Genomic DNA, 13,584 nt, shown 5'->3' with positions numbered 1-13,584 from the left:
TAGGACAGCTTTCTTGAAGCTGTCCTATTTGATAATATCATTTTTATCCACCGATTTTGGTGGTTGCTCTAACCATCCATGTTTAATCATTAAATTTGCACCATCTTCTACATATTGGCCGATTTCACCCATTAGCCGAGTCAAATGGGTTATTAAATCACGCCTCGTACTTTGTGAAATGGAGGTTCCGTAGTTCCCGATACTAATTTGACTTAAAAAAGAAACATGAAATATCATTAATTTATCTGAAAATGGCGCTTCTGTTGAACTGATTACTTCATCATCCCAATTACGGGGAACAGGAATATCCTCCTCTGTTAAGATAGTAGTAATTACTTTGATATGTTTGTTGGAGATTTCTTTCCCACGTTTAAAATAATCACGTACATCTTTTGTTTCTGCTGTTTGGGCAAATCCGGTGATCAACGCTTTCCCAATCGCGTTGGCTTGAAGGTCATGGAAACATTGCGTAATCTCAATACCAAGTAGTGGTTTCCGATTTCCAAACCAGCCTGTAAGGAAGCTCTGTTTATTGACATACTCCGGTTCCTTCGGTTTATTCATATGAGGTGGCCGTAAATGAACGCCCTTTTCCAGTGCCATTTTTTTTACCCGTTTATTTGTCTCGATCGTATCCTGAATAAACTCGTTAAATAATGCTTGAATGTCAAGCCGAGAAACGATTGCAGCGGCAAAACCGTAGGCGGTAAATCCTGGCTTTGTCATTTGATCAATGTAATGTAAAAAAAATTCATCTGAGAATAAACGAGGTGCCTCTAGATTTACATCCTTGTCAGTAAAGCCTATCGGGATTGGATAGTTTTCTTCTCTAAATATGTCTTTAATCTTAGAGAGGGACTTTTGTGATATTTCTAATGTACGTTCAATAAGTGACTTAATTTCTTTATCTTCTACCTTATTGTTAAAATAACGAAGCATACAGATTGACATTGAATTATTGATATAGGCATTCCATAGCGTTGAAATTTCCGCTGATGTTAGTCTAACTTTGTGTTCAGTTTCCATATTTATCTCTCCTATAATGGCGTATATGCATAGTATTTGTACATACTCATTTTTTATGAAAAATTTGTGGATAAATAATAAATAATATTAGAGGAGTGTGAGAGCATGATTAGATCCGTTAAAGGACAATTTGTGTTATCCATCATCACTGCCACTCTCTTTGTGGTTGGGTCTTTTTCATATATTGAGTTTACTGGCCGAGAGGAGTTCTTATATACAAGGGTATTGTTTTACATAGCGCTGATCTCATCTGTTTTTAATGCTGGATTGTTAACTCAAAAATATTTACAAAATAGGAGGGAGTAGTGTTTTATTAAAAAATTGCTGTTGACTCATGCAACAGATGCACAAACTCGTGCGGCGGCACTTGAATTTTATGCAATGACAGCACAATCTCGTGTGATAGCGAGAGGTCGTGCGGCGCTATCCAAATGTCATGCAACCACAGCACAAACTCGTGCAACAGCACCCAAATGTCATGCAACCACAGCACAAACTTGTGCAACACCACCTCAAACTCATGCAACATCTCTCCCTACACAACCAAATATCAAACAAAAAAGCGCAATCTTATGTAGGGAATTGTGCTTTTTTACTATTGAGCTATACAGTTTAACTGTATAGTATGTCTATAATTGGAGGGGCTTATGAATCGGGATAAGAATTTACCATTAACCGAAACGACCTATTACATTCTTTTAGTTTTAATCGAAACAGCACATGGGTATCGGATTATGCAAAAAGTGGAGGAGTTAAGTGATCAACAAGTCAAAATAGCAGCAGGAACACTTTATGGCGCAATTGAAAATTTACTCAAACAAGAGCTGATTCAATCGGTGAAATCAGAAGATAAACGGCGAAAAACCTATGTCATTACAGACAAAGGGAAAGAAGTTTTGCGATTAGACTTTGAACGAATGCGACATATGATTCGGATAACCGAAAATCAATTTGGGGGTATTTCGGATGAGAAAATTTAAGTATTTTTTGGATTTGGAGAAAGAGGAGAAATGGTTACGTGACATGGCCAAACAAGGCTACCAGCTGGAAGATCGATCATTTGGATACAAATTTCGCGCCGCCGAACCAGAAGATGCCGTCATCAAAATTGACTATCGAAGGTTTAAAAAACAAGAGGACTTCCTGGAATATCGCATATTATTTGAAGATAGCGGATGGAAACATATTGCTGGGAAAAAGAATTCTGGTGCACAATATTTTCAAAAAATGTCGGAAGCAAGTGATGATGATATTTTTTCTGATAAGTTATCGAAAGCAGGTAAATATAAACGGTTATCCGATATGTCTATGGAACTTTCCATGTGTTACTTACCATTATTAGTAGTATTAATCACGATGGACATGATCAATCTTGAAGTGCTCGTTAATCCAAAAGCGTTGTATTTCACCCCGGGATTGTGGGAAATGACGGGAGTAGCCTTTTGGAGAGCGTTTTTGTTTGAAACACCATTTGCATTTTTTAGGGGATTTGCATGGTTATTTATTCCAGTAATGATGGTGTTATATTTGATTAGTGCCTATAAAGCCAATAAGTTATATGAAAAAAGTAAACCATAAGATGTTAGGAATATTAGAGGAAAAAGTGGTGCTTGTTTAATAAATATAAAATATAATAGCAATAGGGTGATTAAATGGAAAAACAGATTCTCGATTTATTGCGGGAAATGAGTACGGAAATGAAAAGTATGAAATCAAATATAAATGAATTAAAATTAGAAATGCATATTCGATTTGATACCATTGAAGCGAAATTAGAAGGTGTGGGGAGACAGTTTGAATTGATCAATGAATCAATTATTGAAGTGGATTTCATTGCTGATAAGGTGAACAAACTGGAGAAGGAACTGTGCGTATTAAAAAAACAAAAGTAATAATGAAGAGTGCTGAATAATATGTACTCTTTTTTTATAGTATTATTTAATTAAGGGATGATTGCTACTACACAACATCCTTAAAAGGAGAAACTCATGATTCGAATTGGTGTTAGCATGTTTCCAATAAGCACAATATTATACATCGTATCCTTTGCGGTTCCTTTTATAGCAGATAATTGGTGGTATTCGTTAGTGACTCTAATCCTCGCTAGTGTGATCGGTGGTTTGGGAACAGTTCTTGTGTTTATGGGTGTTCTGAAAGATAGGATTCAAAACAAAAAGGAGGAAGATGGAGATGATCTTAGTCAATACTGAAACTATTCCGGGGTATGATATTGTAGAAGTAAAAGGGATGGCAAAAGGGAATGTCGTGCGAGCGAAGCATGTCGGGAAAGACATTGTGGCCAGTCTACGAAATGTGGTTGGTGGTGAGGTGAAAGAGTATACTGAAATGATGACTGAATCAAGACAACGAGCAATGCAACGAATGGTGGAGGATGCTGAAAAAGCTGGAGCAAATGCTGTGGTTAATGTGCGATTTGTGACCTCACAAGTTACCAATGGTGCTGCAGAACTTCTAGCATATGGAACAGCTGTTGTTGCTGAAAAGAAATAAATATCATCAAAAAAATAATATTATATTTACTAGTTTTATACTCTATTACTTTTATCCATAAATAGGAGGACTTGCGTGACAATGGCAAGAGTAGGCATCTCTAAAATTATGGTGTTTTCCGCATTCATCCATATGAATTCAATCTGTCCAGCACTGATCCCTACGACTACTGCTTACAAAATAAGTAAGGTATATAACTTTTTAACTATGTTCATGTATAATCACACCTAAGGATAATTATCTACACTTTTAACGATAACATATTTTGTTTAAAACCAATGTTAGAAGATGGAGGTGAACAAATGCAACTAAATGATAAAAAGGAAACGGTTGTTTCGATTTCGATGTTGAAGTTAAATGTTATTTGCTTTCTATTAGGAATTGTATTGTATTTTGGTATACAAGTTTTACATATATTGCTTTACGGTAAGGCATCGTTAACCATTACATTTTCTGGTTTTCTCTTGTTTATGATTGCTTTGATCCTAATTGTTTGTATACATGAAGCGATACATTTAATTGGTTTTCGCTATATTGGGTCTGTACCCTGGAATCAGTTAGCATGGGGAGTTAATATCAAGTTAGGTATGGCCTATGCGCATGCAAAGCTACCCATTAAAGTAGTCGACATGAAAAAGGTATTACTATTACCGTTAATCCCAACTGGCATCTTGCCTCTAGTTTTGGGTCTCGTCCTGAATAATCCTGCCATATCGATTCTAGGGGTTATCCTCACAATAGGTAGCTTTGGTGATCTAGCCTTATATCGCAAGTTACTTCCTTTTCCTAATGAAGCATTAGTGATAGACCACCCGACTGATCCGAAATTTACGGTTTATGTATGACGATGAAAAAAATGGCTTGGACGTGCTCCAAGCCATTTTTTTCGTCCTTGGAAAGGTCTTTCGTTAATCTTTTACATCAATTTTTCCTTTTTTAATAGATAGGTATGATGTCTTATGAAGCCCTGGAATTTCAGGAATTTCTTTGTGGACAGGAACCTACATTCACTTTATACATAGGCTAAGATCAGAATAAAAATATAAAGGATGGTCTTGCAAATGTATAAGACAATCGTACTATTTATGACATTTTTCTTTTTACTAACTCTTTTTACAGGTTGTAGCGAAGGGAGTAATGCATCTTCCAATTCAGAGGACGGAAAGGTTGTCCGTATTGGATATCAAAAAAACGGACCATTAATTATCTTGAAATCATTGGGGACGTTGGATGAACGATTGGAATCTCTCGGTTACACCGTGGAATGGAATCAATTTCGGGATGGCCCATTATTGGTGGAAGCACTAAATGCCGAAAGTATTGATTTTGGAAGGACGGGAAATACACCACCGATTTTTGCGCAAGCTGCTGATGCTCCCTTTGAATATATCGCAGTTGGTTATCCAAAGTTTAAAGGGAGTGGAATCCTTGTCCCGGAAAACTCCGATATTGACGAATTAGCGGATTTAAAAAATAAAACGATCGGCTTTTCAAAAGGATCTAGTTCCCATTATTTACTTGTAAAAGCATTGGAGAAGGCAGGACTGAATTATTCCGATATTACTCCTGCATTTCTTAAACCAGGAGATGCTAGGATTGCATTTGAACAAGGTACCATAGATGCGATGGTTGTATGGGACCCCTATGCGGCTTCTACCGAGCTTCATTCAAATGGAAAACTTCTTGTGAATGGTGAAGGTCTAACTACGGATAGGGACTTTTTTGTTGCAACTAAAAAATTCAAAGAAAACCATCCGGATATAATCAATATTATCTTAGAAGAAATCGAATCCTCGTCGGAATGGGCAAATTCACATCCTGAAGAACTAGTTGAAATGCTTGCCCCGATCCTCAATATTGATAAAGATTCAATTCAGAAGTCAGTAGAACGTCGTGTGTATGGTGTGGAAAAGATAACGGAAGAAATTATAAAAGAACAGCAAGAAATTGCGGATGTATTTTATGAACTAGAGATTATACCAAAAGAATTAAATATAGAAGAAGTGATGACGGTGGAAGAAAAGTAAACCCTTTATTTATGCGCTCAGAACTTTTAAGTTGAATCAGTTGATAGTATACGAAAATTTAAGGCGTTCGTTATAAGGATTCGGCGACAAGCCAAGTTTTGCGAAGAAAGGGGAGCTAAGACATGACATGGAGATTAAAAGGGTCAGTGGAAAAGGTCTTACCCTGGTTCATTCCCCTCTTATTACTAATCGGATGGCAAACCCTATCATGGATGGGTACAATACCTGAAAGGATATTACCTGCTCCAACTCAAATTATAGTAGCCGCTTATGAGCTTATGGGTACAGGAGAATTATATGATCATATGTCCATCAGCTTAGGTAGAGCCTTAGCAGGATTTTTGATTGGGGGAATAATCGGATTTCTATTTGGTCTCTTTAATGGCATTTTCCGTTTTGCTGACCTTCTTTTTGATACATCGATACAGATGCTGCGGAACATTCCACATCTTGCGTTAATTCCGCTTGTCATTTTATGGTTTGGAATTGGGGAAACCTCAAAGGTATTTCTCGTTGCACTTGGGGTTCTATTTCCAGTGTACATTAACACGTATCACGGAATTAAATCAGTGGATAAAAAATTAATTGAAATGGGGAAAGCATATGGACTAAAAGGGAAAGAACTTTTTTTCCATGTTATTTTACCCGGTGCAATGTCGTCCATTTTAGTAGGTATTCGATTTTCATTAGGCGTCATGTGGCTAACACTTATTGTTGCCGAAACGATTTCTGCGCAAACGGGAATAGGGTATATGGCAATGAATGCTCGGGAATTCATGCAAATGGATGTGATCGTATTAAGTATTGTGATCTATGCATTGTTTGGAAAGCTATCTGATGTTATTGCCAGGTATTTTGAAGGCAAATTGCTGAAATGGGACAGATAATGTTTCTGTGACTGGATGTTGACGTTTACAATTCGATAAAGGAACGGCACAAGGGGGAATTTAAAATTGAAAAAGGTCGAAACACAAGGAATGAACGTATCGCTCAACAGCATCGAAAAACGTTATGATCAGCGAAACGTTTTGGAAGGATTAGATTTAAAGATAGAAGAAGGGGAGTTTGTTGCCATTGTAGGGAAAAGTGGATGTGGCAAAAGTACACTATTACGATTAATTGCTGGTTTAGAAAACAGTAATGGAGGAACCATTGAACTAGATGGAAACACATTATCTGGTTTAAATGAACAAGCGCGAATGATGTTTCAGGATGGCCGTCTTCTTCCATGGAAACGTGTGAAAGATAATGTATGTTTGGGTTTATCATCTGCTGGTTCTAAGGAAAAGGCAATACAAGCACTTGAACAGGTTGGGTTAAAAGATCGTCTTGACGATTATCCATCCCAGCTTTCTGGTGGCCAAAAACAGCGTGTTGCATTGGCTAGAGCATTGGTGCATGATCCATCCTTATTATTGTTAGATGAACCTTTAGGTGCACTAGACGCACTTACCCGTATAGAGATGCAAGGACTGATTGAATCATTATGGGAACAAAGGAAATTTACAGCCATTCTTGTTACACACGATGTCGAAGAAGCTGTCGCAATAGCAGATCGTGTGATACTCATTGATAATGGAAAAATTAGCATAAATCAGCCCATTCATTTACCAAGACCACGTCAGCGTACAAATCCAGACTTTTCTATGTATGTGGAAGAGATTTTAGCGAGAATTATGAACCGGAAAAGTAAGAACCATTATAGCATCGTAGTCAATCAGGAATCTCCAATTATCTCTTAACTTGATAAGTCATAATTACTTGGAAAAGCTCTCTCATCTTATGGAAGTAGTTCACTTTTTGATGGAGAAAAACCCAATTAACAAGTGAAATAGGATACCTAATCGAATAGTGATTGGTATCCTATTTTTCGCTGATATATAAATATCACTTAGGAGAACTATAATAGCCGTATGAATAATGTTTTTAGTATCTAATCTTATAGAATGTCATAAGTGTGATAATCGTTTTGCGTTGCGCTTTTCTAAGATAAATTTTGCAGTATTTTTAATTCAGAGAGGGGGACCAATTACAATTACAATGTAACATTTCATAACGAAAAAGTGTTACAATCAGATTATTTGAGAGATGATAATGAGGATAAGAGATAGAAAGAAGCATTGAGTATTTAGGGTATTTGCTAGAAAATTGTTCCAAGAAAAGTGATCGTCCAACACTTTCTGATGAAACGCTAGCCCAGTTGTTATATGATTGTGAAACCATGGAGATTGCAGCCAATTTATAACGATCACCTTCACCAAAACCTATTCCGGAGATAAAAGCATTCCCAGGGATATAGCAGGAAATCTTCCATTTGCAAAACGCGCTTCAACATGATGTAATTTAATTAGAAACAAATGTTGGTTTGGATTAATAGGAAAAGGGGAGATAGTATAAATGAAACTACCAATCTATCAAATTGACGCCTTTACCAATGAACAGTTTAAAGGAAATCCAGCTGCAGTATGTCCATTAGACGAATGGATTTCAGAAGACGTTATGCAACACATTGCGGTAGAAAATAATTTATCGGAAACGGCCTTTTTTGTAAAAAATGGAGAAGAGTATGAGTTACGGTGGTTCACACCTGAAGGGGAAATAGATTTATGTGGACATGCGACATTAGCATCTGCTTTTGTTATTTTCACATATATCGATCAAGGCATTAATGATATTACATTCCATACGAAAAGCGGCATATTGGAAGTATCCAAGAATAACAATCTCTTAACGATGATGTTTCCGTCACGAGAAGGAGAAAAGTGTGATGCACCTGAAGCATTGGTTATGGGATTAAATAAGGTGCCAACAGAAGTCTACAAGGCGAGAGACTATATGGCAGTGTTTGAGAAAGAAGAAGACATTTTAGATTTGGAATTAGATATGGATGAATTAAAAAAATTAGATCGATTAGGTGTGATTGTTACCGCAAAGGGAAATAAGGTGGATTTTGTATCCCGATTCTTTGCACCAAATGCAGGAATAGCAGAAGATCCTGTTACAGGTTCGGCGCATTGTACATTAGTTCCCTATTGGAAATTGGTCTTACAGAAAAATGACTTTGTGGCACGACAAGTATCGGAACGAGGCGGTACACTTTATTGTACAGATTTAGGTGACAAAGTTAGAATTTCCGGTGAAGCTGTCGCTTATTTAGAAGGAATGATAACGGTTTAGTCTTGTGACCCTACAACTAGATTAATGGAGATGATAGAATGAACAGTATGGGACGCTATGTACAATTTAAACTCGGATTTCATGCCTTTATTCTCATTGTTTCAATAGGAATTATGGCATCATCTATACTAGGCAGAAGTGAGCTAGAAAGACCTATCCTATATTTAATACTAGGATGTCTAATTGGAATTGGTAGCATATATGAACTAGTTAAAACGGTGAAAGGTAAAAAAAAGAACGAATAATGTAATTCGATATGCTTGGCGCTGGTGCCTGTCACTCCCTGGAATTTGTCGGCGGGGAAGGGAGTCGTGTGTGGTGCGTCTGAATTCGTGCGAGAGTCGCCGCAACTCATGCGAGGCGTACCTCAACTCGTGCGAGGAGCATGCAAATTCGTGCAAGGCGCACCCAAACTCGTGCGACCCACACCCAAACTCGCACAACGCACAACGAATAATTTAATTCGATATGTTAGCATCTAATCGTATTCTATCCTGAATCCTGCCATCTTCATTTGTCCAAATGCGATATCTTTTTCCATCTATTTCAACGACCAACGTAAATTGCAAAAACCATTCGCCCCATTGACCAGGACTGTTTATTGATTCTACACTGGTTATTTCAGGGTTGTGCTCGTTTACATTTTCCTTCACTATATGAAATTTAGCGTTAATAGATACATAGCCTATCAACATAATGATGACAACGGTGATGATTATTGTTATTAACGCTTTTTTAACGATTATCACCTCTTTCTATCTATCTCTGTATTTAGAATAAATAACCGAATAAGCGATTGATAGATAAACTGATGTTATCACTGAAAAGATACTTACTACTAGCAAGCCTTAATTCGTTTTCACCAAGTGAGGATGCTGTATTATGTAATTCATAATAGTTATTCTTTCCTCCACCAGCTGTATTAAAATCACATTTATCTGCAATGGCTTCTAATAGTGTGGATTTTCCAGAACCATTTTCCCCAACAAAAAATGTAACGTTGTTGTTGTTTAGATCTAGTTGATGAAAGCTTTTAATAGAAGGAATAGAAAACGGGAATCTATTATAAGATGGAATCTGTTTATGGAGAAGTTTAATTCGCTTTAAGAACATGTGATCACCTACTATTTTGATATTTTTAAGGAAATACGTTACGCATATTCTACCATTCATTTAACATTTCCATAACCTGTACCATTTAGCCCTTTACGAAATAATACTAGCAAGAGGACGTATACACGGGATCTTTTGAATGATGTGAAACGTATGGATAATGGAAAACGTTATTAACAATAAAACCTATTAAAAAGGTAAGGGAGTGACCGCCTTGCGAAAGGGGGTAATTGGTATTGGTGCATTAATCGTGGTTATGATTCTAGCAAATAGTCTTAACTCAAATGATGATGCTATAGAACCAACGATAAAGGTGGAAGATGGGGAGGACGAGGAAATGGATCTTCCAACTGCTCCAGATCCGAAAACCTACTTAACAGTTGGTGGCAATAGCAATCCGGCAGAGTACGAATCTAATTCTTCCTTATATACTGCACATCTGAATAGTGCAACGATCACATATAATGCGAGATTTAATGCTGGTGGTGATGAACTGACCGATGAAAACGTACTCGCCTCGTTACAAAGGATAAAGGAATCATTAAGTGGAATTGAATATGATGGAGAAAAGAGGCCCGACATTGATAAGGTACTTGAATTGACAGAAGATGCAATTGCAAAAAAAGTTGGAACAGATCATGCATTATTATATGAAATTCACGATATCATTCATAAGTTGGATGTACATTTTAACGTAAATGCGTTGGAGGATACGAAAGTGGATAAAAAGGGATATCCAATTCATGTGGAAGATCGGATGCAAAATGGCTAAAGGAGAAGAAGAAAAAAGTGGAGGGGGTAATCACATGCCAATTTGTCAACATTGTGGAGAAAAATGGAGCTGGAGCCAAACACTTCGTCGTATGTTTACAACAGATACAGTGTTAACATGTGCGTATTGTGGGAGTAAGCAATATTTGACAAGAAAATCTAGAAGAAGAAGCATTTTATGTGTATTTATCGTGATGTTTCCCATGCTACTTCCAATTTTTACAGACATATCGCCAATCATTACGCTGATTTTATTAGTGGTAATGTATATGGTAGTGGTGGCTGTTTTTCCTTTTTTTATTACATTATCCAATGAAGAGGAGCCAATTTTTTAAGAAAGATTCAACTATATACTCAAAGGCGGACCTACAAAGTAATGTAAAAAATATTTTAAAAGATACAGAAAAGACAAATGATCATCATTATAAGTTAAGTAAGTTAATTGCTAAAGAAAAACTGTAAAGGTGAAATGTAGGGAGAGTGATTTAGTGAGTAGTAATAAAGACGAAAATAAGAATAAAAGTGCAGCCTATTTTTTGTTTTTAGGAATAGTATCTATATTATCAGGTTTAGCAAACACAAAGTTTCTGTTAAATCCCGATAATGTTTTCGATATTATACTTGGAGTTATTGGAGTGGGTGCCATTCTTGCTTCCATTATTCTATTTAGGGAGTATAAACGCTTGAGTTAAGATTATTCAGTACCATTTGAAACGCTTACCAATAATTCGTGGAATGTATCTTAATTTTAAAAAGTGAGGCAATGCCTATACTGGTTTTTATTGTAATCTTATCGGAATAGTGTTTACTTGTTTTGTTGCTTAAAAAGCTTTTCCTGTAGATGCAGGTTAATCTAGGGGAAATGGACGTTAATTGAAAAGTAAATGGGGTTTATGGGATGGATATTTTCATACCTATTGGGTTAGGCTTTCTTATAAATTTGTTGGTTTTTATTATTTCTAAGAGATTAAGACAAACGGACAAAAGGTCATTACAAATTTGTTTGTTTGCCTTTTTAGCAGTTTTTGTAACATCCATTATGGTCGGTGCCTGGTTGGGAATGGGCTTAGGTGTAATTAGTTTTGGTATGTTGATTTTCGTTATATTTATTGGTTTTTTACAGTTATTAATGAAGAGGACACAGTGATTGAAGGGGATTAAAATGGAGAAGATTATTCAGGAACAAGACTATAGTGGTCTATACCTAATTATTTTACTATTGGGTATTTTAACCCTCAGAAAAATAAACACGTTAGAAACAAAGAAAAAGGACTTGCAAGCAAAAAGGCTAGGTGTCAGTACCAAATATAATCTAATTGGCAAAGTATACTTGGGCTAATGGTATGTTTTAATAAGGCTCATTCCCTATTTGTTAAAGTGAAGCAACTGTATAATATAAAAAAGATCGACTCTTTCTAATCTAAAAAAGGGGTATAAGATAAAATGAAAAGGTATACGTGGATAAGCTATTTATCATTGGGTATTCCGATAGTACTTATTATTTCGTTGTTTATATTGCCAAATGTTCCTACAACACAATGGTCCTTAGCCAGGGCAATAATGTATTCACAAGTTATCGGCGTTCCAATATCCATCATTTTAAGTGTGATTGCTCTGTGTAAGAAGAATGAAAAAAATACGATTGCCATATTTGGATTACTTTTAGCGCTAGTAATGATTGGAATAATAGCATTTTTCTTGTATCTGGGTACACATTTTGCACCTTAACGAAATTTTTTAACCCATTCACAAAAGTGAACCATTAGGTATAGGCTTCCTCATTTTGATATGAATAGCCTTTACCGTCTACCTTTGTAAAAAGTGTGCCTTGACATGGGAAATAAAAAGCGAAAACTATAAGCTATTCTTGACCGCCATTGTCTGCCGCTTAGCTATTCTAATGAATATGTTATCTACTTTATGCAATGTATACATTGCATTACGGAATATATATGTTACAATGATAATGAAAAGAGGGAATAGACTTGAAGAACAATGTGAAGGTTGCACGTGTTCATGTAGACCTAACACAGCAGCAATTAGCTGAAAAAGTAGGTGTTACACGGCAGACCATCAGCTTAATCGAAAAAGGCAAGTATAATCCAACATTAAAATTATGCTTAGCAATTTGTTATGCCGTCAATCAATCGCTGGATGAGATATTTTGGGTGGATCAGGAGGGGTTATTGGATGAAAAAAGTAAAGGATGAACGATTACAACTCCAAAATTTAAAGAATATTCGCATCGCCTTTGCTGTACAAACGATTGGGATCCTCGGTATTTTACTTTATGAAGCGATAGTCGATGGCGTTCAAGCGGCAACAGATAATCCGTTATGGTTTGTATTTATGATAACAATGGTTGTTTTGATGTGGTTAAATTTGAGGATTTCTGTTGATGTCTATGATGATGCCAAAGAACAGAAAAAGCCTGGGTCTTTTTATCGGTATGTTATCATTTCGGCGCTGGTTGGATTAGTGATTGCACTTTTAGCTAAATTAGGCCAGGATAGCAGTAGTAATAGCGAAGCGTTTATTGTAGGTGCCGTTGTGTTCATGGCATTTCTTATTCCATTTTCATTTGTACATTATTTACGGAAAAAGCGATACGAGGATGTCGAGTAATTTAAGTGTTATGTGTAATTAAACAGGTAGGTGGCTTAGCATTTCATAAATATGTATGTCGATATACAAAGAAAATGTATGTATGAAATGGCGGAAATAGAAAAGTATATACGACGTAACCTATTTTAAAATAGGACTATTATATAGAGGGAGATTGGAAATGTTAAGTTTATTAGCGCTTTTATTATGGGAGCTCCTGTTTTAAATGTTTTGTTAATAACATGCCAATCTTTACCAAGGGGAAAGTATATATATCATGGTAAAGATGTATACTGCCTCAACACAACAATAGCATTCACCAAAACTCGGTGAATGCTATTGTTCGCAGTAAAAA

General features: G+C 36.3%; 20 protein-coding genes and 1 pseudogene. 18 read left to right on the top strand and 3 right to left on the bottom strand.

Annotation, left to right across the window (positions count from 1 at the left end; all coding sequences use genetic code 11):
• Window positions 1-24: 24 nt before the first annotated feature.
• Window positions 25-1,026, bottom strand: a complete 1,002-nt coding sequence (locus GHC26_RS06110) for a DUF3231 family protein (protein ID WP_163970378.1) — start codon at window positions 1,024-1,026, stop codon at window positions 25-27.
• A gap of 647 nt (window positions 1,027-1,673) precedes the next feature.
• On the opposite strand from GHC26_RS06110, the gene GHC26_RS06105 reads away from it, so the two are divergent.
• The 10 genes from GHC26_RS06105 to GHC26_RS06060 all read left to right on the top strand — a co-directional run bounded on the left by GHC26_RS06105 (window position 1,674) and on the right by GHC26_RS06060 (window position 8,986).
• Window positions 1,674-2,006, top strand: a complete 333-nt coding sequence (locus GHC26_RS06105; protein WP_163970377.1) for a PadR family transcriptional regulator — start codon at window positions 1,674-1,676, stop codon at window positions 2,004-2,006.
• The gene (locus GHC26_RS06100; protein ID WP_163970376.1) at window positions 1,993-2,604 is read left to right on the top strand and encodes a DUF2812 domain-containing protein; all 612 of its coding nucleotides are present in this window, start codon (window positions 1,993-1,995) and stop codon (window positions 2,602-2,604) included. The genes GHC26_RS06105 and GHC26_RS06100 overlap by 14 nt, the downstream gene beginning before the upstream one ends.
• A 74-nt stretch (window positions 2,605-2,678) precedes the next feature.
• Window positions 2,679-2,918: a hypothetical protein gene (locus tag GHC26_RS06095; RefSeq protein WP_163970375.1), complete on the top strand. Its 240-nt coding sequence runs from the start codon at window positions 2,679-2,681 to the stop codon at window positions 2,916-2,918.
• Between the two features lie 298 nt (window positions 2,919-3,216).
• Complete coding sequence (locus tag GHC26_RS06090) at window positions 3,217-3,537, top strand: YbjQ family protein (protein WP_163970374.1); 321 nt, start codon at window positions 3,217-3,219, stop codon at window positions 3,535-3,537.
• Window positions 3,538-3,839: 302 nt separating this feature from the next.
• A complete protein-coding gene (locus GHC26_RS06085) occupies window positions 3,840-4,382 on the top strand; it encodes a DUF3267 domain-containing protein (RefSeq protein WP_163970373.1) in 543 nt (180 codons plus the stop codon).
• A 216-nt stretch (window positions 4,383-4,598) separates the two neighbouring features.
• Entirely contained in the window at window positions 4,599-5,564 is a 966-nt protein-coding gene (locus GHC26_RS06080) for a sulfonate ABC transporter substrate-binding protein (protein WP_163970372.1), read from the top strand.
• Window positions 5,565-5,686: 122 nt separating this feature from the next.
• Window positions 5,687-6,451, top strand: coding sequence for an ABC transporter permease subunit (locus GHC26_RS06075; protein WP_163970371.1), 765 nt, complete (start codon window positions 5,687-5,689; stop codon window positions 6,449-6,451).
• Window positions 6,452-6,541: 90 nt separating this feature from the next.
• Window positions 6,542-7,306, top strand: a complete 765-nt coding sequence (locus GHC26_RS06070; protein ID WP_163970467.1) for an ATP-binding cassette domain-containing protein — start codon at window positions 6,542-6,544, stop codon at window positions 7,304-7,306.
• A 655-nt stretch (window positions 7,307-7,961) separates the two neighbouring features.
• Window positions 7,962-8,741: a PhzF family phenazine biosynthesis protein gene (locus GHC26_RS06065; RefSeq protein WP_163970370.1), complete on the top strand. Its 780-nt coding sequence runs from the start codon at window positions 7,962-7,964 to the stop codon at window positions 8,739-8,741.
• 38 nt (window positions 8,742-8,779) lie between these two features.
• Window positions 8,780-8,986, top strand: coding sequence for a hypothetical protein (locus GHC26_RS06060; protein ID WP_163970369.1), 207 nt, complete (start codon window positions 8,780-8,782; stop codon window positions 8,984-8,986).
• 213 nt (window positions 8,987-9,199) lie between these two features.
• Here the strand turns inward: GHC26_RS06060 and GHC26_RS06055 are convergent, their stop codons facing one another.
• Both GHC26_RS06055 and GHC26_RS06050 read right to left on the bottom strand, forming a co-directional pair.
• A complete protein-coding gene (locus GHC26_RS06055; protein WP_163970368.1) occupies window positions 9,200-9,490 on the bottom strand; it encodes a hypothetical protein in 291 nt (96 codons plus the stop codon).
• 109 nt (window positions 9,491-9,599) lie between these two features.
• A pseudogene (locus GHC26_RS06050) lies at window positions 9,600-9,854 on the bottom strand (AAA family ATPase); the annotation flags it as partial.
• Window positions 9,855-10,068: 214 nt separating this feature from the next.
• Between GHC26_RS06050 and GHC26_RS06045 the strand changes: the two are divergent.
• The 8 genes from GHC26_RS06045 (at window position 10,069) to GHC26_RS06010 (ending at window position 13,250) form a co-directional block, all read left to right on the top strand.
• Window positions 10,069-10,626, top strand: coding sequence for a hypothetical protein (locus GHC26_RS06045; protein WP_163970366.1), 558 nt, complete (start codon window positions 10,069-10,071; stop codon window positions 10,624-10,626).
• Window positions 10,627-10,660: 34 nt separating this feature from the next.
• A complete protein-coding gene (locus GHC26_RS06040) occupies window positions 10,661-10,960 on the top strand; it encodes a TIGR04104 family putative zinc finger protein (RefSeq protein WP_163970365.1) in 300 nt (99 codons plus the stop codon).
• Between the two features lie 153 nt (window positions 10,961-11,113).
• Window positions 11,114-11,317 (top strand): hypothetical protein, encoded by a 204-nt coding sequence (locus tag GHC26_RS06035; protein ID WP_163970364.1) that lies wholly within the window; start codon window positions 11,114-11,116, stop codon window positions 11,315-11,317.
• 206 nt (window positions 11,318-11,523) lie between these two features.
• On the top strand, window positions 11,524-11,772 hold the full coding sequence (locus tag GHC26_RS06030) for a hypothetical protein (RefSeq protein WP_163970363.1): 249 nt from the start codon (window positions 11,524-11,526) through the stop codon (window positions 11,770-11,772).
• Window positions 11,773-11,787: 15 nt separating this feature from the next.
• Window positions 11,788-11,964, top strand: coding sequence for a hypothetical protein (locus GHC26_RS06025; protein WP_163970362.1), 177 nt, complete (start codon window positions 11,788-11,790; stop codon window positions 11,962-11,964).
• 104 nt (window positions 11,965-12,068) lie between these two features.
• Complete coding sequence (locus tag GHC26_RS06020) at window positions 12,069-12,353, top strand: hypothetical protein (protein ID WP_163970361.1); 285 nt, start codon at window positions 12,069-12,071, stop codon at window positions 12,351-12,353.
• Window positions 12,354-12,610: 257 nt separating this feature from the next.
• The gene (locus GHC26_RS06015) at window positions 12,611-12,835 is read left to right on the top strand and encodes a helix-turn-helix transcriptional regulator (RefSeq protein WP_163970360.1); all 225 of its coding nucleotides are present in this window, start codon (window positions 12,611-12,613) and stop codon (window positions 12,833-12,835) included.
• Entirely contained in the window at window positions 12,816-13,250 is a 435-nt protein-coding gene (locus tag GHC26_RS06010) for a DUF6773 family protein (protein WP_163970359.1), read from the top strand. Before GHC26_RS06015 ends, GHC26_RS06010 begins: the two co-directional genes overlap by 20 nt.
• Window positions 13,251-13,584 lie beyond the last annotated feature (334 nt).

Source organism: Oceanobacillus halotolerans (assembly GCF_010993955.1).
In the GTDB taxonomy this organism is placed as follows: Bacteria; Bacillota; Bacilli; order Bacillales; family Amphibacillaceae; genus Oceanibacillus_A; species Oceanibacillus_A halotolerans.
This window is presented reverse-complemented; position numbering and strand designations above follow the sequence as displayed.